Source organism: Paucibacter sp. DJ2R-2 (assembly GCF_025717675.1).
GTDB lineage: Bacteria > Pseudomonadota > Gammaproteobacteria > Burkholderiales > Burkholderiaceae_C > Paucibacter_A.
On the sequence record NZ_JAJIRT010000009.1, the window covers coordinates 65,029 to 91,080 of the forward strand.

At 64.9% G+C, this 26,052-nt stretch carries 18 protein-coding genes; 13 read left to right on the forward strand and 5 right to left on the reverse strand.

The window, feature by feature from the left end:
• Positions 1–69: 69 nt before the first annotated feature.
• On the reverse strand, positions 70–4,101 hold the full coding sequence (gene hrpA, locus LNV28_RS19100) for an ATP-dependent RNA helicase HrpA (RefSeq protein WP_411969995.1): 4,032 nt from the start codon (positions 4,099–4,101) through the stop codon (positions 70–72).
• Positions 4,102–4,253: 152 nt separating this feature from the next.
• Here hrpA and argA point away from each other — a divergent pair, with 152 nt between their 5' ends.
• The 9 genes from argA to hemH all read left to right on the forward strand — a co-directional run bounded on the left by argA (position 4,254) and on the right by hemH (position 18,381).
• Positions 4,254–5,603 (forward strand): amino-acid N-acetyltransferase, encoded by a 1,350-nt coding sequence (gene argA / locus LNV28_RS19105; RefSeq protein WP_263519623.1) that lies wholly within the window; start codon positions 4,254–4,256, stop codon positions 5,601–5,603.
• 117 nt (positions 5,604–5,720) lie between these two features.
• Positions 5,721–5,993 carry an oxidative damage protection protein gene (locus LNV28_RS19110; RefSeq protein WP_263519622.1) on the forward strand — a complete coding sequence of 91 codons (273 nt, stop codon included), beginning with the start codon at positions 5,721–5,723 and terminating at the stop codon, positions 5,991–5,993.
• Between the two features lie 308 nt (positions 5,994–6,301).
• The gene (locus LNV28_RS19115) at positions 6,302–7,354 is read left to right on the forward strand and encodes an extracellular solute-binding protein (RefSeq protein WP_263519621.1); all 1,053 of its coding nucleotides are present in this window, start codon (positions 6,302–6,304) and stop codon (positions 7,352–7,354) included.
• A 201-nt stretch (positions 7,355–7,555) separates the two neighbouring features.
• Positions 7,556–7,852 (forward strand): H-NS histone family protein, encoded by a 297-nt coding sequence (locus LNV28_RS19120; protein ID WP_263519620.1) that lies wholly within the window; start codon positions 7,556–7,558, stop codon positions 7,850–7,852.
• A 291-nt stretch (positions 7,853–8,143) separates the two neighbouring features.
• Positions 8,144–11,278: a putative bifunctional diguanylate cyclase/phosphodiesterase gene (locus tag LNV28_RS19125; RefSeq protein ID WP_263519619.1), complete on the forward strand. Its 3,135-nt coding sequence runs from the start codon at positions 8,144–8,146 to the stop codon at positions 11,276–11,278.
• Between the two features lie 9 nt (positions 11,279–11,287).
• Positions 11,288–13,321 (forward strand): DNA primase, encoded by a 2,034-nt coding sequence (gene dnaG, locus LNV28_RS19130; RefSeq protein WP_263519618.1) that lies wholly within the window; start codon positions 11,288–11,290, stop codon positions 13,319–13,321.
• A 412-nt stretch (positions 13,322–13,733) separates the two neighbouring features.
• Positions 13,734–16,013 (forward strand): RNA polymerase sigma factor RpoD, encoded by a 2,280-nt coding sequence (gene rpoD / locus LNV28_RS19135; RefSeq protein WP_263519617.1) that lies wholly within the window; start codon positions 13,734–13,736, stop codon positions 16,011–16,013.
• 280 nt (positions 16,014–16,293) lie between these two features.
• Entirely contained in the window at positions 16,294–17,274 is a 981-nt protein-coding gene (locus tag LNV28_RS19140; protein WP_263519615.1) for an adenylate/guanylate cyclase domain-containing protein, read from the forward strand.
• 15 nt (positions 17,275–17,289) lie between these two features.
• Positions 17,290–18,381 (forward strand): ferrochelatase, encoded by a 1,092-nt coding sequence (gene hemH / locus LNV28_RS19145; RefSeq protein ID WP_263519613.1) that lies wholly within the window; start codon positions 17,290–17,292, stop codon positions 18,379–18,381.
• A gap of 19 nt (positions 18,382–18,400) precedes the next feature.
• Here the strand turns inward: hemH and LNV28_RS19150 are convergent, their stop codons facing one another.
• The 4 genes from LNV28_RS19150 to LNV28_RS19165 all read right to left on the reverse strand — a co-directional run bounded on the left by LNV28_RS19150 (position 18,401) and on the right by LNV28_RS19165 (position 22,614).
• Positions 18,401–19,930, reverse strand: a complete 1,530-nt coding sequence (locus LNV28_RS19150) for a tripartite tricarboxylate transporter permease (RefSeq protein ID WP_263519611.1) — start codon at positions 19,928–19,930, stop codon at positions 18,401–18,403.
• A 10-nt stretch (positions 19,931–19,940) separates the two neighbouring features.
• On the reverse strand, positions 19,941–20,456 hold the full coding sequence (locus LNV28_RS19155) for a tripartite tricarboxylate transporter TctB family protein (protein WP_263519610.1): 516 nt from the start codon (positions 20,454–20,456) through the stop codon (positions 19,941–19,943).
• Between the two features lie 91 nt (positions 20,457–20,547).
• Complete coding sequence (locus LNV28_RS19160; protein WP_263519609.1) at positions 20,548–21,507, reverse strand: Bug family tripartite tricarboxylate transporter substrate binding protein; 960 nt, start codon at positions 21,505–21,507, stop codon at positions 20,548–20,550.
• 78 nt (positions 21,508–21,585) lie between these two features.
• On the reverse strand, positions 21,586–22,614 hold the full coding sequence (locus LNV28_RS19165; RefSeq protein ID WP_263519606.1) for a porin: 1,029 nt from the start codon (positions 22,612–22,614) through the stop codon (positions 21,586–21,588).
• A 188-nt stretch (positions 22,615–22,802) separates the two neighbouring features.
• Between LNV28_RS19165 and LNV28_RS19170 the strand changes: the two genes are divergently transcribed.
• From LNV28_RS19170 to grpE, 4 genes are all read left to right on the forward strand, one after another.
• Positions 22,803–23,504: a response regulator transcription factor gene (locus LNV28_RS19170; protein ID WP_263519605.1), complete on the forward strand. Its 702-nt coding sequence runs from the start codon at positions 22,803–22,805 to the stop codon at positions 23,502–23,504.
• Positions 23,497–24,948 (forward strand): sensor histidine kinase, encoded by a 1,452-nt coding sequence (locus LNV28_RS19175; RefSeq protein WP_263519604.1) that lies wholly within the window; start codon positions 23,497–23,499, stop codon positions 24,946–24,948. Before LNV28_RS19170 ends, LNV28_RS19175 begins: the two co-directional genes overlap by 8 nt.
• Positions 24,949–24,963: 15 nt before the next feature.
• A complete protein-coding gene (locus LNV28_RS19180; RefSeq protein WP_263519602.1) occupies positions 24,964–25,386 on the forward strand; it encodes an Hsp15 family ribosome-associated heat shock protein in 423 nt (140 codons plus the stop codon).
• 97 nt (positions 25,387–25,483) lie between these two features.
• Positions 25,484–26,005, forward strand: coding sequence for a nucleotide exchange factor GrpE (gene grpE / locus LNV28_RS19185; protein WP_263519601.1), 522 nt, complete (start codon positions 25,484–25,486; stop codon positions 26,003–26,005).
• Positions 26,006–26,052 lie beyond the last annotated feature (47 nt).

Genomic DNA, 26,052 nt, shown 5'->3' on the forward strand with positions numbered 1-26,052 from the left:
GCCCAGACTTTGTGGCTCCGACCTGGCATGCCCTGCGGGCAGATGTCAGTCTCGCCGCAAAGTCTGGACTCAGCCCTGCAGCTGTGCCCAGACTTTGTCCAGGCGCTTGACGCTGACCGGCTGGGGCGTGCGCAGCTCCTGAGCGAAGAGGCTGACACGCAACTCCTCCAGCTGCCAGCGGAAATCGGCCAGACGTGCGTCCGCCGTGCCCTTGAGCTCGATGACGCGGCGCAGATAGCGCTGCTCCAGGGGCTTGAGTTCGCTCAGCAACTTGGCGTCACGGGCCGCATCGGCGCGCAGCTTGTCCAGGCGGGCGGTCACGGCCTTGAGGTAACGCGGCAGGTGCTGCAGCTGTGCCCAGGGCGTGGTACTGACGAAGTTCTTCGGGCACAGGCGCTGCAGCTGGGCCGTGATGTCCTCGGCCGCCTCCTTGCCAGCGCGCGCGTCCTTGAGTTTTTTCTGCGCCGCATGCAGCTCCTGCAGCACCACGCCGGTCTGGCGCGCCACTTCCTGGGCGATCAGATTGAGGCGGCTGCGCCCCTCCTCGATGCGGGTTTTGAAGCTGAACTCGTCCTTGGGCAAAGGTTCGGCCAGGAAGGCCCGGTCCAGGGCCACGCCGATGATCTGGTCGCGCAGCTCTTCGGCCGTGCCCAAGCTCATGAAGAGCACCGACATTTTTTGCAGGTCGGGGATGTTCTTCTCCAGGAACTTGAGCGGCTCCTTGAGCTGCAGCGCCACCAGGCGACGCAGGCCCAGGCGATGTTTGGCGGCGGCTACATCGGGCTCGTCGAAGACCTCGATCTCGACATGCGCGCCACGGTCCAGCAGGGCCGGGAAGCCGATCAGGCTTTGCGCGCCGCGGCTGACTTCCATCAGCTCGGGCAGCTCGCCAAACGTCCAAGCCGTGTAGGTCTTGGCGGATTCCTGCACCGGCTTCTTGGCTTGCACCACCTCGGCGCGAATGCCACCTTTCGCCACTGGCGGCAGCGGCTCGGAAGCAGGCGCAGAAGCTGGCAGCTTGAGCGCCGCCAGTGCCTGGAAAGCCGAGCGTGCCTGGCCACCCAGCTCCGACTTCAAAGCCGCCAGATTGCGGCCCTGGCCGAGCTGGCGGCCATGTTCGTCGACGACGCGGAAGTTCATGAACAGATGCGGCTGCAGCTGCTCAAGCTTGAAGTCATTGCGCTGCACGGCCAGCTGGCTGCGCTCCTTGACCGCCTTGAGCAGCACCTCGACCAAGGCGCCCTGCGCAAAGGGGTTGCTGGCGATGAACTCGGCAACAAAATCGGGCAGCGGCACCAGGCGCGAGCGCGGGCGCTGGTGCAAGCTCTTGAGCAAGGCGGTGATCTTCTGCGCCAACATGCCGGGAACCAGCCACTCGCAGCGCTCCTCGCTGACCTGGTTGAGCGCGAAGATGGGCACATTGACAGTGACACCGTCGCGCGCATCGCCGGGCTCGTGCAGATAGCTGACCGTGCAGTCAACGCCGCCCAGGCGCAGGGTCTTGGGGAAGGCCTCGGTGGTGACGCCGGCCGCCTCGTGGCGCATCAGCTCCTCGCGGCTCAGATGCAAAAGCTTAGGCTCGGCCTTGCTGGCCTGTCGATACCAGCGCTCCAACGTGGCGCCCGAGCAGACCTCGGCGGGAAGCTGGCTGTCGTAGTAGGCGTAGATCAGCTCGTCATCGACCAGCACGTCCTGGCGGCGCGACTTGTGCTCCAACTCCTCGACCTTCTTGATCTGGCGCTCGTTGTGGGCCAGAAAAGGCAGGCGCGATTCCCACTCGCCATTGACCAGGGCCTCGCGGATGAAGATCTCGCGCGCCGCCTTGGCATCGACATTGCCGAAGTTCACGCGCCGGTTGGCGTAGATGACGATGCCGTAGAGCGTGGCGCGCTCGAGCGCGATCACCTCGGCCGCCTTTTTCTCCCAATGCGGCTCCAGCAGTTGGGTCTTGATCAAATGGCCGGCAATGCCGGGCAGCCACTGCGGCTCGATGGCGGCAATGCCGCGGCCGAACAGCCGCGTGGTGTCCACCAGCTCGGCGGCGACGATCCAGCGGCCCGGCTTCTTGCTCAGGTGAGCGCCGGGATGGCGCCAGAACTTGATGCCACGTGCGCCCAGGTACCAGTCCTCGTCCTCGCTCTTGAGGCCAAGATTGCCCAGCAGGCCGGCCAACATGGACAGGTGCAACTGCTCGTAGGTGGCGGGGCTGCCATTGAGGCGCCAGCCCTGCTCGGCCACCACGGTATGGAGCTGGGAGTAAATGTCCTTCCACTCGCGCACGCGGCGCGGGCTGATGAAGTTCTCTCGCAGCAGGGCTTCGTAGCGGCGATTGCTGAGCTTGTGCTCGCCGTGCCCGCCCTTGGCCTCCTCGATCCATTTCCAGATCTTGAGGTAGCCCAGGAACTCGCTCTTCTCGTCGTCGAACTTCTTGTGCTTCTCGTCGGCCGCCTGTTGCTGCTCCATGGGCCGGTCGCGCACGTCTTGGCCCGAGAGCGCGCTGGCGATGATCAGCACCTCGTTGAGCGCCTCGCGGTTGCGGGCTTCCAAAATCATGCGGCCGACGCGCGGGTCCAGCGGCAGCTTGGACAGCTCGCGGCCCAAGGACGTCAGCTCGTTCAAATCATCGACCGCGCCCAACTCCTGCAGCAGCTGGTAACCATCGGCCACGGCCTTGCGTGGCGGCGGCTCGATGAAGGGGAATTCATCGACCTGTCCCAGGCCCAGCGACTTCATGCGCAGGATCACGCCGGCCAGCGAGCTGCGCAGGATTTCCGGGTCGGTGAAGCGCGGGCGTTCGTTGAAGTCCTTCTCGTCGTAGAGACGGATGCAGATGCCGTTGCTCACCCGGCCGCAGCGGCCCGCGCGCTGGTTGGCCGAGCTCTGACTGACCGGCTCGATCTGCAGCTGCTCGACCTTGTTGCGGTAGCTGTAACGCTTGACCCGTGCGGTGCCAGGGTCGATGACGTAGCGGATGCCGGGTACCGTCAGCGAGGTTTCGGCCACATTGGTGGCCAGCACGATGCGGCGCTGACCATGAGGCTCGAACACGCGGTCCTGCTCGGCCTGCGACAAGCGGGCGAACAGGGGCAGCACCTCGACGCCGGGCGGGTGATGCTTGCGCAAGGCCTCGGCCGCTTCGCGGATCTCGCGCTCGCCGGGCAGGAAGACCAGCACATCGCCGCCGCCCTCACGCCAGAGCTCGTCCACCCCGTCGCAGATCGCGTTGTTGAGGTCGTACTCGCGCGACTCTTCAAACGGCCGGTAACGCTGCTCGACCGGGAAGGTGCGGCCCGAGACCATCAGCACCGGCGCCGGCCCCTTGGCAGACTCGAAATGCTTGGCAAACCGGTCGGCGTCGATGGTGGCCGAGGTGACGATGACCTTGAGGTCCGGCCGGCGCGGCAGCACCTCGCGCAGATAGCCGAGCAGGAAATCGATGTTCAGCGAGCGCTCATGGGCCTCGTCGATGATGATCGTGTCGTAGGCCTTCAGCAGCGGGTCGGTCTGCGTCTCGGCCAGCAAGATGCCGTCCGTCATCAGCTTGACGCTGGCGCCCGGCTGCAGGCGGTCTTGGAAGCGGACCTTGTAGCCCACGATCTCGCCCAGCGGCGTCTTCAGCTCGTCGGCAATGCGCTTGGCGACGCTGCTGGCGGCAATGCGCCGGGGCTGGGTGTGGCCGATCAGCTTGCCCGAGTTCGCGCGGCCGCGACCCAGGGCCAAGGCGATCTTGGGCAGTTGGGTGGTCTTGCCCGAGCCGGTCTCGCCGCAAACGATGATGACCTGGTTCTCGGCCAAGGCCTGGGCGATGTCATCGCGCCGGCTCGACACCGGCAAAGACTCGGGGAAGGTGATGGGCGGCAGCGGGTTGGCCGGCGGCAGCGGCCGCTCGTTCTCTGGCCGAGGCGGCCGAGGTGGGCGCGGGGCGCGCGGAGGGCGCGGAGCTTCCGAGGCCTGGGCGGCAGGCGCCGTTTGGCCCGTCTGCGCGGGCTGAGGTGGACGCGGCGGACGGCCCTGCCCGGCAGCACGGGCTGCGTTGGCTTCGTTGGGGGCGCGGCGGGCGGTGCCCGGCGGACGAGGGGGATGGGGGGGCTTGGCGTTCACGAGGCGCGGATTATCGTTGTCCCGCGGCGGCCGGCTCCAAACAAGGGCAGGCGCCTCCGAATCCACGAGCCTGTTTCTCGCCTGGGCGCCCCACCCCAGTTCAAGCGCAAGCCCCCCAGGGAAGACCCGGAGCTGCGGCACAATCGCGGGCCATGAGCCTTGTCTTTCCCCACACCTTCGTTCCCTGGTTTCGCTCCGTCGCGCCCTATATCCATGCCTACCGAGGTGAGACCTTTGTGGTGGGCATGCCCGGTGAACTAGTGGCGGCCGGCAAGCTCAATGCCTTTGTGCAGGACCTGTCCATCCTGCATGCCATGGGCATCAAAATCGTGCTGGTGCATGGCTTCCGGCCCCAGGTGAACGAGCAGTTGGCGGCCAAGGGCCAGCAGGCGCAGTACAGCCACGGGGTGCGAGTGACCGATGCGGTGGCCCTGGACTGTGCACAGGAAGCCGCCGGCCAACTGCGTTTCGAGATCGAAGCGGCCTTTTCGCAGGGCCTGCCCAACACGCCCATGGCCAATGCCACGGTGCGTGTGGTGTCCGGTAACTTTCTGACGGCCCGCCCGGTCGGCATCGTCGATGGCGTGGATTTCCAGCACAGCGGCTTGGTACGGCGTGTCGATGCAGCGGCCATCCAGCGCGCCATCGACAGCGGCGCCGTGGTGCTGCTCTCCCCTTTCGGCTTCTCACCCACCGGCGAGGCTTTCAATCTGACCATGGAGGATGTGGCCACCAGTGCCGCCATCGCTCTGCAAGCGGACAAGCTGCTGTTTGTCTGCGAAGTGGCCGGCGTGCGTGAGGACCCCAACGACCCGGACAGCCCGGTCGATACCGAACTGGCCCTGGCCGATGCCGTGCGCATGTTGGCCCGGTCGAACAAGCCGACGGCCGGTGCAACACCGCCGATCGACGTCGACTTCTACTTGCAGCACTGCGTCAAAGCCTGCCAGGCCGGCGTGGAGCGCTCGCACATCGTGCCTTTTGCCGTTGACGGCGCCTTGCTGCAAGAGGTCTACACCCATGACGGCATCGGCACCATGGTGGTCGATGAAAAGCTGGAAAGCCTGCGCGAGGCTGATTCGGATGACATCGGCGGCATCATTGCCCTGATCGAACCGTTCGAGCGCGACGGCACTCTGGTCAAGCGGGACCGGACCGAGATCGAGCGCGACATCGAGCTCTACACCGTGATCGAGCATGACGGCGTGATCTTTGGCTGCGCAGCCCTCTACCCCTATGTGGAAGCGCGCACGGCCGAGATGGCGGCGCTGACTGTGTCGCCCGATGTGCAAGGCCAGGGCGACGGCGACCGCATCCTCAAACGCATCGAACAGCGCGCCAAGGCGCAAGGTCTGAGCAGCATCTTTGTGCTGACCACACGCACCATGCACTGGTTCATCAAGCGCGGCTTCCACCCCGTGGACCCGGAGTGGCTGCCCGAAGAACGCAAGCGCAAGTACAACTGGGACCGCCGCTCCCTGGTTCTGGTCAAAAAGCTCTGAGCTCAGCCTCTCACAAACACAGACAGCCCACCCCGGTATTGCCGGCGCGCTAGAGTCCGCGCCACCCGGCGCAAACCCGAGCAACGCGCACACACCCGAGAAATGAAGGAATACACCATGGCACGCACCATTCACTGCACCCACCTGAACAAAGAAGGCGAAGGCCTGGATTTCGCGCCCTACCCGGGCGAGCTGGGCAAACGCATCTACCAAAACATCAGCAAGGAAGCCTGGGCCCTGTGGATGAAGCACCAGACCATGCTGGTCAATGAAAACCGCCTCAATCTGGCCGATCTGCGCGCCCGCCAATACCTGGCCCGCCAAATGGAGCAGTTCTTCTTCGGCGCCGGCGCTGAAGCGGTGGCGGGCTACGTCCCGCCAACGACCTGAGCGGCCCGAAGGCAAGAATTGCGGGGAGCGCTCACCTGCGCGCAGCGCAGGTGATGGGATCACCAACAATTCTTCTTCGGCGGCAGCGCCAAAGCGGTGGTGCGCTACGTCCCGCCGACGCCTTGATCGCAAGCACCAGCTGATGGAGTGATCCTCACCGGGCCATCCGCAAGCAGCCTCAAGCCGCGCTCCCGATGCAAGCGCAGAAACAAGCCCGCAGTGTTCGGGCTTGTTTTTCAATCACAAACAAGAATCATTCTTGTTCAATGTAAACTTCGCCGCACACACACAGTTTGGAGTTTTCTTTCATGCGAAACCTTGCCTCTTCACTGACCCGCCCGCTTCTGAGCCTGGGGCTGTGCCTGGGACTGGCCAGCACGGTCCAAGCGCAAGATCAGGAACTGAACCTTTACTCGGCCCGGCACTACCAAACCGACGAAGCCCTGTACGCCAATTTCACGAAAGCCACCGGTATTCGCATCAATCGCGTCGACACCGATGACGCCGGCCTTTTGGCTCGCTTGAAAAGCGAAGGCTCGGCCAGCCCCGCCGATGTGGTTTTGTTGGTGGACGCCGCCCGCCTGTGGAAAGCTGAAGAAGAGGGTTTGTTTCTGCCGGTGAAATCCAGCCTGCTGAACCAACGCATTCCTGAGCAATTGCGTGCCAAAGAAAGCGAACAAGGCACAGCTTGGTTTGGCCTTTCGACCCGTGCACGCGTGATCGTTTACAACAAGTTGAGTGTCAAGAAAGAAGACGTCCTCAATTACGAAGACCTCGGTGCGGCCAAGAACAAAGGCCGTTTGTGCACCCGTTCCGGCTCACATCCTTACAACCTGTCGCTGTTCGGCTCGGTGTATGAGCATTTGGGAGCAGCGGCCACCGAACAATGGTTGAAGGGCATGGTGCTCAATATGGCCCGCGAACCCAAGGGCGGTGATACCGATCAAATCAAGGCCGTCGCCAGCGGTGAATGCGCCATTGCCATCACCAACACCTACTACCTCGCGCGCATGATGCGCTCCGAGAAACCAGATGATCGCAGCGCTGTGGAAAAGATTGGCGTGGTGTTCCCCAATCAGCAAAGCTGGGGCACCCACATCAATATTGCCGGCGGAGCTGTGGCGCGCCATGCCAAGAACCGCGCCAATGCCATCAAGTTTCTCGAGTATCTGAGCAGCGATGCCGCACAGGCCTACTTCGCCAATGGCAACAATGAATGGCCGGCCGTGGCCTCGGTTCGCCCGGCCAACCCAGCACTCGAGGCCATGGGCCGTTTCAAGAGTGAAACCATTCCTGTGGCCGTGGTGGGCAGCCACCAGCCGAAGGTGCAACAAATCCTGGATCGGGTTGGCTATAAGTGAAGCCCTGCGCTGCACCGCAGCAGATACAGCGCGGCGGTGCAGCGCTTTACTATTTAGCCGCGCCAGCTTTGGCAAATAGTAGGCAATACTGCGTAGCAAACCACAGCAGGGTTTCATGGGGCTTGTTTGATTTAGGGCTTGTATGCCTATAATGATTCGAACCCTATGGTGGGACTCCAAACCTTGCGAGGATTTGCATCAATGTCATCCCTGAAAGACCTCCTGGCCCAACGGGCTGCGCTTGACCAACAAATTTCAGAAACCAAGGAACGCGAGCGCGCCGATGCGATCGCCAAAGTCCGTTCCCTGATGGCTGATTTTGGTCTGACCGCTGCTGACTTGAGTACTCGCGCACCGAAGCCGGCGAAAACCTCCAAAGTCGCAGTCAAGTATCGCAACCAAGCGACCGGCGAGACCTGGAGCGGCCGCGGCCTGCAACCCAAATGGTTGAAGGCGGCGATTACCGCCGGCGCTTCTCTCGCTGATTTCCACGTTTAAGAACGATTCCGGCGCCGCGCAGACATATTTCCTGCCCGGCCCGCTCGCTGTTCACGAAGCCGCCTTTCAATGGCGGCTTTTTCATGCCCGGACAAACCCTGAGCAACGGTTCAGGTCGATGGTTTCCCTCGAGTTGCGCCACCTGTTTGGAGGGGGCCGCGCTGGGGAGTTTCTGAGCCGGGCTGCTAGCATCAGCGCGCAGGTACGGGCCCATCGCAGCGCCCTGGGCTCCCAACGATCAATTGCTGTTCACCTCCCGCGCCCAGGCCGCCAGCCAGGCGATCGACTGCCTTGGACGACACCTCCCCACTCCACACGCCAAGCTACTTGCGCCGCAGTTCGCTGACCGCGGCGAGCCAGAGCCTGCTCAAGTCGCTGGCGCTCTTGCTGGTCCACCTGCTCTGGGCTTGGTGGGTGATGCGGCTGACCCCCGCTGCGGGCTCGGGGTCTGGCGCCCTCGTTCACCATGGCGGCTTGCTGTGGGCGCCCGCTGGTCTGGCGCTGGCAGCCCTTCTTTGCTGGGGCACGCGCCACCTGCCAGTGCTCTGGCTGGGCAATCTGATGCTCGCCCTGCTGCTGGACACCCCACCCCTGCTGGCCCTGGCCCTGGCTTGCAGCCAGGTGTTCGGCCCCTGGGTCGCCGCGCACTGGCTCAAATCGGTCGGCTTCCAGACGCCGTTGCAGCGCGGCCGAGACATGGTGCAGTTGATCGTCCTGGGCGGTTTGTGCGGCAGCGGCCTCTCAGCCTTGGGCGCCTGCCTGGCACTGCAAGCTGCCGGGTTGATGCCCGGCCACACTGCCCTGGCCCATCTCTTGCTGAGCTGGACCGGCCAAGCACTGGGCGCGCTCGGTCTGACGGCACTGCTGATGCGCTTGACCCGATTCAAGCTGGCGGGGATTGCAACTGTTCCAAATAGCTGGCTGGCACTTCTGCTCAGCGCCAGTTTGGCGGTGGCCTGCCTCGCAGCCACGGCCTTGTTGCTTCAAGAACCGCAACTCGGTGTCGCCAGCCTGAGTTGGCTGCTGCTAACGCTGGGCTTGTTCAGCGTCCTGGCCCTGCGCGGCCAGGGCAGCCTCGCCGTGGGCACGCTGCCCCTGATTCTGGGCGGCCTGAGCCTGGCCACCGCTCAGGCTCAAGGGCCACTGGCCCCGCTGAGCAGCATCGAGCAGAGCGCCGCTTTGACGCTTTACGGCTTCACCCTGAGCCTGCTGCCAGGCCTGCTATTTGCGCAGCGCGCTGAAATGCACGAAGAGCGGCGGCATTGGCAAGGTCTGCTGGCGGCCACCGGCATCGGCTTGGCCGAATGGCGCCTCGGCCACGGCCAACGCGGCCTGCGCAAGGTGCAACTCAGCAGCCAGGCCTGCCCGACCTGGGTACGCTACACCGGCGCACAACCCGAACGCGATGCCTGGCCCAGCGACTGGCTGGCCGTCGCTCACCCCTTGGACCGTGAACGCTGCCGCCAAGCCATCGAGAGCTTGCTGCCACCCGGCGGGCCTGATGAATTCCTCGAGCCCCTGCGGCTGAATACGGCGGCCGGCCAATGGCATTGGTACGAACTCAAGGGCAGCGTTCAGCAGCGCGATGCCCAAGGACACAGCTTGCGTCTGCTGACCCTGCTCAGCGATGTCAACTGGCAGCACCAGGCCGAAGAGCGGCAGCGCATGAGCGTGGCCTTGTTCCAGCATCTGCACGAGGGCCTGGCGGTCACCGACACCGACTACCGCGTGCTCGATGCCAACCCCAGCTTCTGCCGCATGCTGGGTTTGCAGCGCGACGACCTGGTCGGACAGCCGGCCCCGCCGCTGACCCTGCCGGTGCTGCGGACCTCGGGCCTGAACCCCGAGCATCTGCAGCAGCAACTCTTGAGCGAAGGTTTCTGGCAGGCCCGCGTACAGGCAGCCCGAGCCGATGGCAGCGCCTGCCAGCTGCAGCTGACTGTCTCCAGCATCCCAGAGCCCAACGGACCGCTGCGCTACCGCGTGATCACCATGTCCGACCTGACCCTGGCCTTGCAGCAGCAAGAGCTGCTCGACCGCCAGGCTCGCTTCGACCCACTGACCGGCCTGCCCAACCAAGATGAATTCATGCGCCTGCTGCGCCAGGGGCTGGACAGCAGCCAGCGCGAAGGTTTTCGCCTGAGCATCTGCCGCCTGGACCTGGACCAGTTCAAGCACATCAATGCGGAGCTGGGCCCGGAACGGGGCGACAGCCTCTTGCTGCAAGTGGCGCAGCGCCTGCAGTCCGCCCTGCGCAGCAGCCCGCAATGGTCGGATGTGGTGGCGCGCCTGGGCGGCGACGAATTCGGCCTCTTGCTGCGCACCGATGGCCCGGAGGAAGCCCAGCAGGCGCTGGAACGTTTGCTCTCGGTGGTGGCACAGCCCTACCAACTCGAGGCCTGCACACCCCAAAGTTTGGTTGAGCCCACCCCTGTCATCAGCGAACTCAGCGCCAGCATTGGCGCGACCCTGTTCCCGCAAGACGACAGCGATGCCGAAACGCTCATGCGCCATGCCGGTCACGCGCTCTACCGCGTCAAGCACGGCGGCCGCAAAGGATTCCAGCTCTTCGACACTGCCAAGCGCTTGCGCAATGAGGCCAGCCTGATCGCGCTGGCTCGTGTCCAGCAGGCGCTCGATGCGGGCGAGTTGCAGCTCCACTTCCAACCCAAGATCGATATGCAGACCGGCCAGGTGCTGGGCATGGAAGCCCTGCTGCGCTGGCAACACCCGGAGCGCGGCTTGCTCGGCCCCGCGCATTTCCTGCCCTTGATCGAAAGCACGGGCCTGGGTGTGCAGGTCGGCGACTGGGTGATGGAGCAAGCGCTCAAGCACAGCGAGCAATGGCTGGCCCTGGGCCTGCGCCTGAACATCAGCGTCAACGTGACCGCCCGCCAGTTGCAGATGCCGGACTTTGCGCAGCGCCTGCTGGAACTGATTCAGCGCCACAGCGAGCCGGTGGCCCGCCACCTGTGCCTGGAGGTGCTGGAGTCCGCCGCCCTGGCCGACATCAGCGCCACCCAAGCCCTGATCAAACGCTGCCGCGGCTACGGCGTCAGCTTTGCCCTGGACGACTTCGGCACCGGCTACTCCACCCTGACCTATCTGCAGCGCCTGCCCGTCGATGCACTCAAGATCGACCGCTCCTTCGTGCAGAACATGTTGATCAACAGCCAGGACAGCGCCTTGGTCGAAGGCGTGATCGGCCTGGCGCGCAACTTTGGCTGCACGGTGGTGGCGGAAGGCGTGGAGACCGCGGCCCATGCACGCGCCCTGCTGCGCCTGGGCTGCATCCACGGCCAGGGCAATGGCATCGCCGAGGCCATGCCGGCCGGTGAGGTCGAGGCCTGGGTGCGGCAGTTTCCGCAATCGGGCTGGATGCAGGCTCTGCGCGCCCGCGAGGCCGGTGGCAGCGGCAGCTTGTAGACTCGCCGCGTGATTCCTCCCGGCTTTATCCAAGATCTCCTGTCCCGCACCGACATCGTCGAAGTCGTGGGGCGCCATGTCGAGCTGAAAAAAGCCGGCATCAACCACAAGGGGCTCTGCCCATTTCACGGTGAGAAGTCTCCGAGCTTCATCGTCAGCCCGACCCGCCAGACCTACCACTGCTTCGGCTGCGGCGTGCACGGCAATGCGGTCGGCTTTCTGATGGAGCACAGCGGCCTGGGTTTTGTCGAGGCTGTGCAGGACCTGGCTCAGCAGGCCGGCATGCAAGTACCGCAGGACGAACGCTCGGCCGAGGAACGCGAACGCGCCGCCCAGCAAAAGCAGCGCCAGGCCACCTTGACCGATGTGCTGCTGCGCGCCAGCGACCATTACCGCGGCCAGCTGAAAAAATCGCCTCGGGCCATCGACTACCTGAAGAAGCGCGGACTCACCGGCCAGATCGCGGCCCATTTCGCCCTAGGCTATGCGCCCGAAGGCTGGCGCGCTTTGGCCAGCGCCTTTCCGGCCTATGACGACCCCTTGTTGGCCGAGGCCGGCATGGTGATTGTTTCGGGCGAAGAAGGCGAAGAACAAAAGCGCTACGACCGGTTTCGCGACCGCATCATGTTCCCGATCCGCAATGTCCAGGGTGAAACCATTGGCTTCGGTGGCCGGGTGCTGGACAAGGGCGAACCCAAGTATCTGAACTCGCCGGAAACCCCGGTCTTCAGCAAGGGCCGCGAACTCTACGGCCTGTACGAGGCGCGCGCCGGCCTGCGCCAACGCGGCTACGCCCTGGTGGTGGAAGGCTATATGGACGTGGTGGCCCTGGCCCAAAGTGGCTTCAACAATGCCGTGGCCACCTTGGGAACGGCCTGCACGGCCGAGCATGTCCACAAGCTCTTCCGCTTCACCGAATCTGTGATCTTCAGCTTCGACGGCGACGCCGCCGGCCGCCGCGCTGCCGGCCGAGCACTGGAGGCCGCCCTGCCCCACGCCACCGACACGCGCAACGTCAAATTCCTGTTCCTGCCGGCCGAGCATGACCCGGACTCCTATGTGCGCGAGCTCGGCGCCGAGGCCTTCGAACGTTGCGTGCAGGAGGCGATTCCACTGTCGCGCCAGCTCATGGAGGCCGCGGCCGAAGGCTGCGACCTGGGCAGCGTCGAAGGGCGCGCCCGCATGCTCTCGAATGCCCGTCCGCTCTGGCAGGCCCTGCCGCAGGGCCTGATGAAGCGAGCCCTGCTCGGCGAACTGGCGCGCCGCGCCCAGCTGAGCGATCAAGACCTGATGTCGGCCTGGCAGGTGCAAAGCGAAGGCAGCCCAGGTCGCAGCGGCACCCGTGAGGCCGGCCCACGCCAAGCCGCCCCCCGACGCGCCTTCGATGGCCCCGACGATGCGCCCGCCCACTATGACGAGATGGACTTCGCGCCGGCGGGCGGCGACTACGACAGCGCAGCACCACAAGCCCATGCCGGCGAGCCGCGCCCGGAGCGCAAGCCATGGAAGCCCAAAAAAGAATGGGTGGACGCCAAGGACTGGAAAGGCAAAGGCGGCTGGAAGCGCCGCGAAGGCGGCGAGGACTCGGGGCCCCAGTTGCCCAGGCGCGCGCCCAGTTCGCCGGTCGACAACGCCCTGCGCATGCTGCTGCTGAACTGTGCCTGGTGGGAGCGCCTGAGCGCCGAAGACCACCAGCTGCTGCACCAGCTGCCCGGCGTGCACGGCGAGCTGGTAGCCTGGCTGGAGCGCCACCTGGTCCACCACGGAGCCAGTGCCTGGTCGGTGCTGGAGGCGGCCATGGCTGAGGACGGTGTGCTGGATTCGGCGCGCGGCCTCTTGGTGGACCTGTTCACGGAAGATGAGCCGCACTTCGAGGTCTTCCAGATGGCCATGCGCCAGCTCTGGATGGCGCAGTTGGGTGCCGAAGCACAGCAATTGGCCATGAGCAACCCGCAGGGAGAGAGCCTGGAGCGATTCAAGCAGTTGCGCGCCCGTATTCAGAGCTTGCAGAGCACGGCCTTGACGCCCGGGGAAAGCGCCTGATCTGCAATATTTGACGGCAACCGCGAGGCCGCCCTGTCAATATCAGCGATAATTCAGGGTTTTCGCGCGCGTCTCAAGAGTGACGGCATGTGCTTCCGGACCCGGCCACCCAGCGACACTGGGCACCCACAGCGGTATCAAGGCCACCTGTATCCGCCAAGCCATGCATTGAAAAACGTACACGCTAGCTTGGTCGCGCCACGTTGCTGAAGGAGCCTGAATCGCAGGCACTGACGGCGGCGTCTGAATGCCACCTGGGTCGAGCTCCGCCTTGAAAAGCGCAGTGACCGCCCCCAGGTGGCTGCTGCATTTGCAAAACGCTGCGGCACACCGAGTTCAGCGAAAAATATTTTCAGTTTCCAGCTTTCCCTAGCTTTACGGCCCGCCCGCCACCATCCACCCGAGGATCTGCATGACTGCCAAGAAGACCGCGACCACCGCTCCCGAAGCCGAAGAGACCAAGAAGCCCGCAGCCAAGGCTGTCCGGGTGGTCAAGGCCGTGAAGGCCGATGCAGCAGCCGCTGACAAGGCCGAAAAGCCCGCCAAGGCCGTGAAGGCACCCAAGGCGGCAGCGGCCACGGTCGAAGACGAGGACAAGCCCAAGCGCGGTCGCAAGCCCAAGGCAGCCACGGAAACCAAGAAGGCCACCGGCAAGAAGGCCGCCGAGGTAGAAGAAGAGGACTTCTCCGATCTCGAAGCCGACCTGGAAGGCGAGCCGGAAGCTGAAGCGGAAACCGAAGTCGCTGAGGTCGCCGAAGACAAGCCCAAGGCCAAGCCCCTGCGCATGAAAGTCTCGCGCGCCAAGGAGCGCGCGCTGATGCGCGAGTTCGGCCTGGAGGAAACGGCACTGACGGAAGAAGAAGCCGCCAAGCGCCGCCACGAGCTGAAGACCCTGATCAAGATGGGCAAGACGCGTGGTTTCCTGACTCACCAGGAAATCAACGACCACTTGCCCGAGAAGCTGGTCAACGAGGAAATCCTCGAGGCCATCATCTCCATGTTGAACGACATGGGCATCGCGGTCTATGAGCAGGCACCGGACGCCGCTACCCTGCTGATCCAGGGCAGCGCCACCGCCACCTCGACCGAAGAAGAAGCCGAAGAAGCCGCCGAAGCCGCCCTGTCCACTGTGGACTCGGAATTCGGCCGCACCACCGACCCGGTGCGCATGTATATGCGCGAAATGGGCACGGTCGAACTGCTGACCCGCGAAGGCGAAATCGAAATCGCCAAGCGCATCGAAGGCGGCCTGCAGGCCATGATGCTGGCCATCTCGGCCTCGCCCACCACCATCGCCCACATCCTGGACCTGGCCGACAAAATCCGCGCCGGCGAGAAGACCATTTCGGAAGTGGTGGACGGCTTCGTCGCTGCCGACGAGGCGGACGACTATGTGGCCGAAGAAGACTTCGACGAATTCGACGAAGAAGACGACGACGACGGCAATGGCGGCTCCAAGGCCCTGACCAAGAAGCTCGAAGAGCTGAAGAATGCCGCCCTCGTCAAGCTCGATTCGCTGGCCGTCAATTTCGACAAGATGCGCAAGTCCTTCGAGAAGGACGGCTACAAATCAGCCTCCTACAACAAGGCTCAGCAAGCGATCAGCGCCGAGTTGATGACCATCCGCTTCACCGTCAAGACGATTGAGAAGCTCTGCGATCTGCTGCGCTCGCAAGTGGACGATGTGCGCCGCTACGAGCGCGAGCTGCGCAAGATCGTGGTGGACAAATGCGGCATGCCTCAGGAGTACTTCATCAAGACTTTCCCACCCAATGCGCTGAACCGCGCCTGGGCCGAGAAGGAAGTGGCCGCCGGCAAGCCTTATTCCAATGTGCTGGCGCGCAATCTGCCGCCCGTGCAAGAACTGCAGCAAAAGCTGATCGACATCCAGAGCAAGGCCGTCGTGCCGATTGATGACCTCAAGGACATCAACAAGAAGATGAACGAGGGCGAAAAGGCCTCGCGCGACGCCAAGAAGGAAATGATCGAGGCCAATTTGCGCCTGGTGATTTCCATTGCCAAAAAGTACACCAACCGCGGCCTGCAGTTCCTGGACCTGATCCAGGAAGGCAATATCGGCCTGATGAAGGCGGTGGACAAGTTCGAATACCGTCGCGGCTACAAGTTCTCGACCTATGCGACCTGGTGGATCCGTCAGGCCATCACCCGTTCGATCGCCGATCAGGCCCGCACCATCCGTATTCCGGTGCACATGATCGAAACGATCAACAAGATGAACCGCATCTCGCGCCAGCATTTGCAGGAATTCGGCTTTGAGCCGGATGCGCCTACCCTGGCCGAGAAGATGGAGATTCCTGAAGACAAGATCCGCAAGATCATGAAGATCGCCAAAGAGCCGATTTCCATGGAAACGCCGATCGGTGACGATGACGACAGCCACCTGGGCGACTTCATCGAGGACACCAACAACACCGCGCCGATCGAAGCAGCGATGCAAGCCGGCCTGCGCGATGTGGTGAAGGACATCCTCGACAGCCTGACCCCGCGCGAAGCCAAGGTGCTGCGCATGCGCTTCGGCATCGAAATGAGCACGGACCACACGCTGGAAGAAGTGGGCAAGCAGTTCGACGTCACCCGCGAACGCATCCGCCAGATCGAAGCCAAGGCCATCCGCAAGCTCAAGCACCCCAGCCGCTCGGACAAGCTGCGCACGTATCTGGACAACCTGTAAGGTTGTTGAGATGCGTAGCCCGCTGCGGCGGGCTGCCGCGCAGCGGAAACGCAGCTTGCGCCGCAGGCACAAGCTGCGCACATATCTGGACAAGCTGTAATCGGGTTGGCCTAAGGAGCAAAGGGCTGGAGCAATCCAGCCCTTTTTTTGTGGCCGAGCACCTGGCGTGCGACGCCGATCTGGCCATCTGGAACGCTGGCGCGTGCTTTCTCCCGAAATGGGCCTGCTCGGGCCCCGGCTACACTGCCAACTACTTCACGCTCGCCGCTCTCGCCCTGACATGACCCACATCCGGGAACGCACTGTTTTGTTTGCCGATCTGCGCGGCAGCACGGCATTGTTCGAGACCTTGGGCAATGCGGAGGCCTCGGCCCTGGTGACCCAGACGGTGAACCAGATAGCCCGAGCTGTGGACGAGTGCAACGGGCGCCTGATCAAGACCCTGGGCGACGGGCTGATGGCCGTGTTCGAGGTGCCGCGTGACGGCGTCAAGTCGGCCATCCGCATGCACGAGCAACTCGAGCGCCTGGTGGCGCGCGGCAAGCAGCAAGGCTCAGCCGGCCTGCGCGCCCTGCGCATGCAGGTGGCCCTGGCCCGCGGCGAGGTGGTGGAGCTCAATGGCGATTGTTTCGGCGACGCGGTCAATGTGGCAGCACGCCTGCTCGACCATGCCGGCGACAACGAAACCCTGATCACCGTCGAGGTGCTCAATGGCCTGCCCAGCACCCAGAAGCTGCGCTTTCGAAGCCTGGACCTGATCGCCGTGCGCGGCCGCGCCGAGCCCGTGCATGTCCATGTGCTCGACCAGCCCAACCAGGGCGATATGGCAGCCACGCAGTTCGGCGAAGTGGTCCATGCCGTGGAGCCGGACGGTATCCGCCTGGTTTGGATGGACCTGGACCGGGTCTTCGACATCGACAGCATGCCCATCGTGCTCGGGCGCAGCGTGCAAGCCACCTACTGCATCACCGACGCGCGCGTGTCGCGTTCGCATGCCCGTGTCGACTGGCATGGCGGCAGCTTCTCCATCACCGACCTCAGCTACAACGGCACCTTTGTGCGCTTCGGTCTGGACGGCGAAATCGTCAGCCTCAAGCGCGGCAGCTGTACCCTGCACGGCAGCGGTGCCATCGGCCTGGGCAGCCCGCCGGTCGACGCGACCTCACCGACGGTGCGTTTTGAAGTTCTGCATTTCGCCGACACAGAGCCCTTGCAACTCAGTCAAGGACGCAGCAGCGCGAGCCAGTCAGCGATTGACTAGACCTATCATGCCCGCATGAGCATGAAGCCTGAACCCGCCTACCGCCACGGTACGGCCCCCAAGACCGCCCTCCTCTATTGCAACCTCGGCACACCCGAGGCGCCCACGGCCGCCGCATTGCGGACCTATCTGGCCCAGTTCCTCAGCGACGCACGCGTGGTTGAGATCCCGCGCCTGATCTGGATGCTCATCTTGCACGGCATCATCCTGCGCGTGCGTCCGGCCAAGTCGGCGGCCAAGTACGCCACCGTCTGGATGCCAGAAGGCTCACCGCTCAAGGTCTGGACCGAACGCCAGTCCAAGCTGCTGCAAGGCCTGCTGGGCGAGCGCGGCCACCGCGTCAGCGTGCGCTATGCCATGCGCTATGGCCAACCTTCCGTCGCCGCGCAACTCGATGCCCTGCGTGCCGAAGGCGTCACCCGCGTGCTGGTGCTGCCGGCCTACCCGCAGTACTCGGGCGCCACCACCGCCAGCGTGATCGATGATGTGGCGCGCTGGAGCTTGCAGACCCGCCACCTGCCCGAGCTGCGCTTCATCAACCGCTACCACGACCAGCCACAGCACATCGCCGCCCTGGCGGACAGCGTGCGCCGCCACTGGGCCGAGCACGGCCGCAGCGACAAGCTGGTGATGAGTTTTCACGGCATGCCAGCGCGCACTCTGGCCCTGGGTGACCCCTACCACTGCGAATGCCTGAAGACCGGCCGCCTGCTGGCCGAGGCCTTGGGCCTCGCCCGTGAGCAATGGCTGGTGACCTTCCAAAGCCGCTTCGGCAAGGCCAAGTGGCTGGAGCCCTACACCGAACCCAGCTTGATCAAGCTGGCCCAGGAAGGCCTGAAGAGCATCACCCTGATCTGCCCCGGTTTCAGTGCCGACTGCCTGGAAACGCTGGAAGAAATCAACCAGGAAGCGCGCGAAGCCTTTCTGCACGCAGGCGGCCAGGCCTTCAGCTATGTGCCCTGCCTGAATGACGACCCAGCTGGCATGCGCGCCCTGGCCGACCTGGCCGAACAGCATCTGCAAGGCTGGCCCACGCGCGAGCTGGCCGATGCCTCAGCCCAGGCGGCACAGCGCGAACGCGCGCTGGCCCTGGGCGCCAAGGACTGATCAGGCGGTTTGTCGAAGATCAGGAGGTGTGCGCAGCATTGCGCTGCGCCGCCAGCCTCACCTCACGCCAGCGCACCACCCGCGGCCACAGCCGCGGCAACACCAGCACCAGCACCACCAGCGCCAGCAGGCCGGCCGACATCGGCCGCTGCACGAACACGCCCCAGTGGCCCTCGCCGATGGACAGGGCGTTGCGCATCTGCGCCTCGGCGATCGGACCCAGAATCATGCCCACCACCACCGGCGCGGTCGGGAAGTCAAAGCGGCGCATCACCACGCCCAGCAGGCCGATGGCCAGCATGACGACCAGATCGAACGCACTTTGGCGCATGCCGTACACACCCACGGTCGCGAAGATCAGGATGCCCGCGTAGAGCTGCGGCTTGGGGATCTTGAGCAGCTTGACCCACAGGCCCACCAAGGGCAGGTTCAGCACCAGCAGCATCACATTGCCGATGTAGAGCGAGGCGATCAGGGCCCAGACCAGGGTGGACGAGGTCTGAAACAGCTGCGGCCCCGCCTGGATGCCGTAGTTCTGCAGGGCCGAGAGCATGATGGCTGCGGTCACCGAGGTCGGGATGCCCAGGGTCAGCAGCGGCACCAGAGTGGCGGTCACCGCAGCATTGTTGGCCGCCTCCGGGCCGGCCACGCCTTCAATGGCGCCGGTGGTGCCGAACTCTTCGGGGTGCTTGCTCAGCTTGCGCTCGGCGGCATAGCTCAGAAAGGTCGGAATCTCCGAGCCACCAGCCGGAATGGTGCCGAAGGGGAAACCGATCACCGTGCCGCGGAGCCAAGCTGGCCAGGAGCGGCGCCACTCGCTGCCGGTCATGTGCACGCTGCTCATCTTGTTGATCTCTTGGGTGCTGCGGCCCTCGTACAAGGCGTTGTACAAGGTCTCGCCCACCGCAAACAGGCCCACGGCCACGAGCACCGTCTCGATACCGTCCATGAATTCCGGCACACCGCCGGTGTAGCGCACCTGGCCGGTGATCTGGTCCAGGCCGACCAGGCCCATGGCCAGGCCGATGAACAAGGCCGTCATGCCGCGCAGCGTGCTCTTGCCCAGCACCGCACTGACGGTGGTGAAGGCCAGCAGCATCAGGCAGAAATACTCCGGCGGGCCGAGCGTGACCGCGAACTCGGCCATGACCGGCGCGAACAAAGTCACCAGCACGGTGGCAATCGTGCCGGCCACGAAGGAGCCGATGGCCGAGGTGGCCAGGGCCGCACCGGCTCGGCCGTTCTTGGCCATCTTGAAGCCTTCCAGCGCGGTCACCATGGTGCCGGTCTCGCCGGGCGTGTTGAGCAGGATGGAGGTGGTGGAGCCGCCGTACATGGCACCGTAGTAAATGCCGGCGAAGAAGATCATCGAGGCCGTGGGTTCGACCTGGGAGGTGATGGGCAGCAGCATGGCCACCGTCACCGCCGGCCCCAAGCCCGGCAACACACCGATGCCGGTACCGATCACACAGCCCAGAAAGGCCCAGAGCAGATTGACCGGTGTGCCGGCCGTCATGAAGCCGCCGAGCAGCTGATTCCAGAGTTCCATCACATCGTCCTCAGAGCCAGCCGCTGGCCGTCAAGCCGGGCAGTTGGATGGCCAGCAATTTGGTGAAGAGCCAGAACACCGGCGCGGCAATCAGCACACCGCTGACGCCGTCGATCACGGTCTGGCGCAGATCGCCGCCGGGGCGGCCTTCCGACATGCGCAGGCCACGCACCGCCAGGGTGAAGCACAGGGCACAGGCCAGGATGAAGCCGATCACGGTGATCAAGCCGGCATTGGCCAATACCCCAGCCACCACCCAGGCCACCGCCTTCCAGTCACCCCGGGCCGAGCCCGAAGGCGTCTCCATGGCTCGGTAGCCACCGCTGCGCGCCTCCCAGATCAGCCAGGCTCCGCAAATCATCAGCACCACCGAGACCAGCCAGGGCAAGGCATTGGGGCCCACACCGGCGTAACCCGCGTCGGAGGGGATGAAAGTGGCCCCGTAAGCCATCAGCGCGCCGATCAGCAGCGCGCCACCGCCGACCAGACTCTGGTGCAGCACGGAGGAAGAAGTTTCGGTCGCCATAGGACCCTCGCTAACAAATGAACTCAGCGCCATCCCGCCAGACTCCCGCCTGGCCGGATGCGCATGCCGCGCCTTGCTGACGCGCCCTCGTTCAGATCATTCCGGACTTGACCATCACCGCACGCAGCATCGCGAATTCCTGATCCACGAAATCGGCAAAGGCTTTGCCAGTCAGCAGCGCCGGCGTCCAGCCGTTCTTCTCCAGCGCTTCGATCCAGCTCTTGTTGCGGAACACCAAAGTCATCATGTCGGTCAGCGCCTTGTGTTGCTCTGGGCTGATGCCCGGGGGCGCGTAAACGCCGCGCCAGTTGCCGATCTCGACATTGATGCCCAACTCACGCAGCGTCGGCACGTTCAGGCCCTTGAGCCGGGTCGGCGCTGTCACGGCGATGGGGCGCATCTTGCCGCTCTCGATGTACTGGGCGAATTCGCTGTAGCCACTGCCACCGACGGTGACATTGCCGCCCAGAATGGCGGCCGTGGCCTCGCCGCCGCCACGGAAGGGCACGTAGTTGATCTTGGAGGCGTCCACGCCGACGTCACGAGCGATCATGGCCGCAGCCACATGCTCGGTGGAACCACGCGAGCCGCCACCCCACTTGACGCTTCCGGGGTCCTTCTTCATCTGCTCGACCACGTCCTTCATGGTCTTGAGCGGCGAGTTGGCCGGCAACACGAAGACGTTGTATTCGCTGGTCAGGCGAGCGACCGGCGTGGCCTGACTCAGGCTGACCGGCGGCTTGCCGGTGATGATGCCGCCCAGCATCACCGCGCCCATGACCATCAGCGCATTGCCATCGCCCTTGCTGGCGTTGACGAACTGGGCCAGGCCGATGGCACCTGCCGCGCCGCCTTTGTTCTCGTACTGCACCGAGGCCGCCATGCCAGCGTCCTGCATGGCCTTGCCCAAGGCACGGCCAGTGGTGTCCCAGCCGCCGCCCGGGTTGGCGGGAATCATCATCTTGATGTTGGCGCTGGCAGAGGCCAAATCCGGCAAGGCGCCGGCGGCAGCCATGGCGGCCAGGGATTTCAGAAAGGTGTCGCGACGCATGGTGTTTGTCTCCTGTGCTTTGATGTCTTGTTGTCAACCGGCGCCGCCCCAGCTCTGGTCCAGGGCGGCCCGCAGCGATCAGAACGAGTGGTAAATGCCCAGTTCCGTGCCGGTGGAACTTTGACCGGCCAGCACGGCCGAACCGCCGGGGATCAGGAACTTGCCCTTCGCGCTGTTCTGCACCCGAGATGCCGTGGCATAGATCGAGCTGCGCTTGGACAGGTTGTTGACATACCCCAGGGCCAGCAGCTTGCCACTGTAGTCGCTGCCGCTGGCGCTGTCGCGGTTCTTGGAGTGCACATGGCTGAAACGCAGCACATGGGCGCCCTGGGTGTAGCTGCCGCCCAGCACCCAGTTGGTCTGCTCACGTGTGGTCTGCTTGCTGACGTGGTACAGACCCATCAGCTTGAAGGCGTCGACCGTGTAGCTGGCGCCCAGATTGCTGACCTTGAACTTGGCATTGGCGGCGGTGTTGCTGGTCTCGGACCAGGCGCCGGCCACATCGAAAGCACCCGCCGCATAGCCCAGACGCCCACCTACATACTTACCGGTGGACCCTTCCCCTGCGGCCATCATGGCCTGGCCATAAATGCCGCCGAGATTGCCGGGTAGGAAGTAACCGACCGAGTTGTCGGAGCGAACCACGGTCTTGGACGTGCCGGAGGAGCCGTCAAAGCCATAGACCAGATTGCTGGCAGCGCCGACCCCATTGGTGCCGAAGGCATTGAACCGGCTGATGCTCCAGAAGGTGGGCGTGTAGTCGCGCCCCAGGCGCACCTCGCCGGCGGCCTTGTCGCTCAAGCTGACCGTGGCACGGCGGCGCCAGTCGCCGCCCGAGCCGACATCCGGGCCGATCGCGCCTTCCAGATGGAAACTGGCACTGAGGCCATTGCCCAGGTCCTCGGTGCCGCGAAAACCGATGCGGCTGGTCTGCATGCCGTCGATGCTGACCATGGACAGGCTTTTGCTGCCGTTCTTCAGGCGCTGCACGCCCACGTCCAGCACGCCGAAAATCGTCACATTGCTTTGGGCCGAGGCCAGGCCGGCACTGCTGCCGAGAACGGCCAGGGCCAGCCATGGGGCCCAAGACTTGCATCCACGTTTCATCGTTCTTGTCTCCGGTTCTAGGTTTGAGGTCACAACGCTGCGAGGGCGTTGCGCGCAAGGCGGGCGGAACCCGGCTGGCACCGACATGGTGCTGGGCCTGGCTGTCAAATGCCTGTCCAAAGCCCTGGGACAAAACCTGAGGCGCCCGAGCCGGCTCGGGGCCCAGGCGCTCTGCTATCGTCCCCGCCATGAAGCTGTTGGTGATCGAGGACAACCAGGCGATGCAGACCACGCTGCAGCGCTCGTTCGAGCGCCGTGGCTTTCAGGTCAGCACCTGCGACGACGGCGAGCGTGCGCTCTCGCGCTGGCGGGCCAGCCTGCCCGATGTGGTGCTGCTGGACCTGTCCATGCCGGGGCGGGACGGCCTCGATGTGCTCAGCGAAGCGCGCGCCGAAGGACTGAACACGCCGGTCATCATCATCACGGCGCGCGGCACCCTGGGCGACCGCATCCTGGGCCTCAATATCGGCGCCGACGACTACCTGCCCAAACCCTTCGACCTCGATGAACTCGAGGCTCGGGTGCGTGCTTTGGTGCGGCGCCGCGGCAGTGCCGCAGCACCGGAAGAACAGCGTCTGGCCGCGCCGGCTTTTTGTGGCTTGCGGGCCGACCCCGAGAGTGGGGCGGTCTACCTGCAAGGCCAGGTTCTAGACCTGGCGCCGCGCGAAGCCGCCTTGCTGCGCGCCCTGCTGGCCAAGCCCGGTCAGGCGGTGGCCAAGGAGCGGCTTTTCGATCTCGTGTTTGCCGATGCCAGCGAGGCCCTGCCTGATGCCATCGAGGTGGTGGCCTATCGCCTGCGCAAGAAGCTGGCGGCGAGCGGCAGCAGCGCCAAGCTGGCCACATTGCGCGGCCTGGGTTACTTGCTGCAGGCCGACGACAGCCATGGCTGAGGCCACGACAGAGGCCGCCCGCTGGAGCCGGCTGTCCATGCGCAGCCGCCTGCTGCTGGGCATCCTGCTGCCGGTCGGTGTGCTGGTGGCGATCAACACCGTGAGCCTCTACCGTGAGGCACTGGGTGCCGTGGACACCGCCTATGACCGCACCCTGCTGGCCTCGGCCAAAGCGATCGGCGAACTGCTGGGCGTGGCGAGCACACCGCAAGGCCCGCGTCTGCTGGCCAGCGTGCCCTACTCCGCCCTGGAAGCCTTCGAGTCGGGCAACAGCACACGCCTGTATTTCAAAGTGATCGGTTTCCAGGGCGAGATGGTCTCGGGTTACGACGACCTGCCCGCCTGGCATGGCAAGCTGCCCGACCGCAGCAAATACGCGGCACTGGTCGATTTCTACGACGACTTCTACCGCGGCGAACCGGTACGCATGGCCGTGCTGCTGCAACCGGTGGCGGGCGAGGCCGGGATCGGCCAGGCCACCATCCAGGTGGCCGAAACCCTGGACCTGCGTCACGCCCTGGCTCGCCAGGTGCTGCTGGACACCCTCTGGCGGCAAGCGACCATGCTGGCAGTGATTGCCGGCGTCGTCTGGCTGGTGGTGCAGCGCTCGACACGGCCGGTGCGCGCCCTCAGCGAGCTGATCGAAGCGCGCGAGGCCGACGACCTGAGCCCCATTCCTGCGCCGGGCCTGCCCACGGAACTGCAGCCCCTGATCGCCGCGACCAACGAGGCGCTGACGCGCCAGGCCAGGCTGCTGGAGCACCAGAAGCGTTTTGTCCGCGACGCCTCGCACCAGCTCCGCACACCGCTGGCCGTGCTCAAGGTGCAGGTGCAGTCGGCCCGGCAAGGCGATGTCGAGCCCATGCAGGCGCTGGCCGAGATCGACACCACGGTGGCACGCGCCACCCAGGTCGCCAACCAGATGCTAGCCCTGGCCAAGGCGGAGCAGATGCGCCAGCAAGGCGCGCAGTCCGACGCGGCGATGCCGCTGCAGGACTGGTCGGAAGTGACTCGCGCCGTGGCACTGGATCTGGCGCCGCTGATCGTGCAGCAAGGCCTGGACTTCGACATCGACACCGAGCCCGCGACCATCGCCAGCCATGAATGGGCCTTGCGCGAGCTGACCCGCAACCTGCTGCACAACGCCATCCTGCACACACCGGCTGGCGGCAGCCTGCGCATCCAGTTGGCGCTCTTGGGCCGCTGGGCGCGCCTGACCATCGCCGACAGTGGCCCCGGCCTCTCGCCGGCCCAGCAGGCCCGGCTCTTCCTGCCCTTTGCCAGCGGCGATTCGCAGTCGGGCTCGGGCCTGGGCCTGGCCATCTGCCACGCACTGGTGATGTCGCTGGGCGGGCGTATCGAGCTGTGCAACCGGGTGGATGGCGAGGCCGGTGGCCACGGCATCGCCGGCCTGGACGCGCTTGTGGACCTGCCGCTGTCCTGAGCGAAAATCCGGTCCATGAAATCACAAGAGTCGGCCAGCGCCGGCGTGCGCCTGGACAAATGGCTCTGGGCGGCGCGCTTCTTCAAGACCCGCTCGCTCGCAGCCGAGGAGATCGGCAAAGGCCGGGTGCAGATCAACGGCCAGCTGGCCAAGGCCTCACGTGAACTCAAGCTGGGCGACCTGCTGCGCTTTCGCCAAGGCGTGGTGGACCGCGAAGTCCGCGTGCTCGGCCTGAGCCCGCAACGCGGCCCGGCCACCCAGGCCCAGGGCATGTATGAAGAAACGCCGGACAGCGTCAGCCGGCGCGAGCAAGCGGCCGAGCGCCGGCGCCTGGCACCCGAGCCGGCCGCCACCATCAGCCAGGGCCGGCCCACCAAGCAGGACCGGCGTCGCCTCAGCGACTGGGAGCGCTGGTCTGCCGCGGCCGAGCCCGAATGAGACAATCAAGGGTTGACCCTTGTCATTCCGGCTGAAAAACCCCTCTTGAATTCCAGGGCATCACGCCCATCTGTCTGCCATTGCTTCTTTTTGCATCATGACCACAGCGACCCCTACCCCCCAAGAGCCGACTCCCGAGACCCCAGCCACTGAGGTGGGCAGCAACTCCGAGGCCAAACTGGCCGAAGTGGAAGCGCGCCTGGCCGAGATGTCGGATGCCTATCTGCGCGCCAAGGCCGAGGTGGAAAACATCCGCCGCCGCTCGGAAGAGGAAATGTCCAAGGCACGCAAGTTCGCCGTGGAATCTTTTGCCGAATCGATGCTGCCCGTGATGGACAGCATGGAAGCCGCCATCGCCCTGCCCGACGCCAAGGTCGAGACCGTGCTGGAAGGCGTGCACGCCACCAAGCGACAGCTGGCCGCAGCCCTGGAGCGCAACAAGGTGCTCGAGATCAACCCGGCCGCCGGCACCAAGTTCGATCCGCACCAGCACCAGGCCATTTCGGTCGTGCCGGCTGAGCAGGAACCCAACACCGTGGTGATGGTCCTGCAAAAAGGCTATTCCATCGCCGAGCGCGTGCTGCGCCCGGCCCTGGTGACGGTCACCGCGCCGAAGTAAAGAAAAGCGCATGCCCGGCTTGAAAGCCGGGCATGCAACCACAGCTA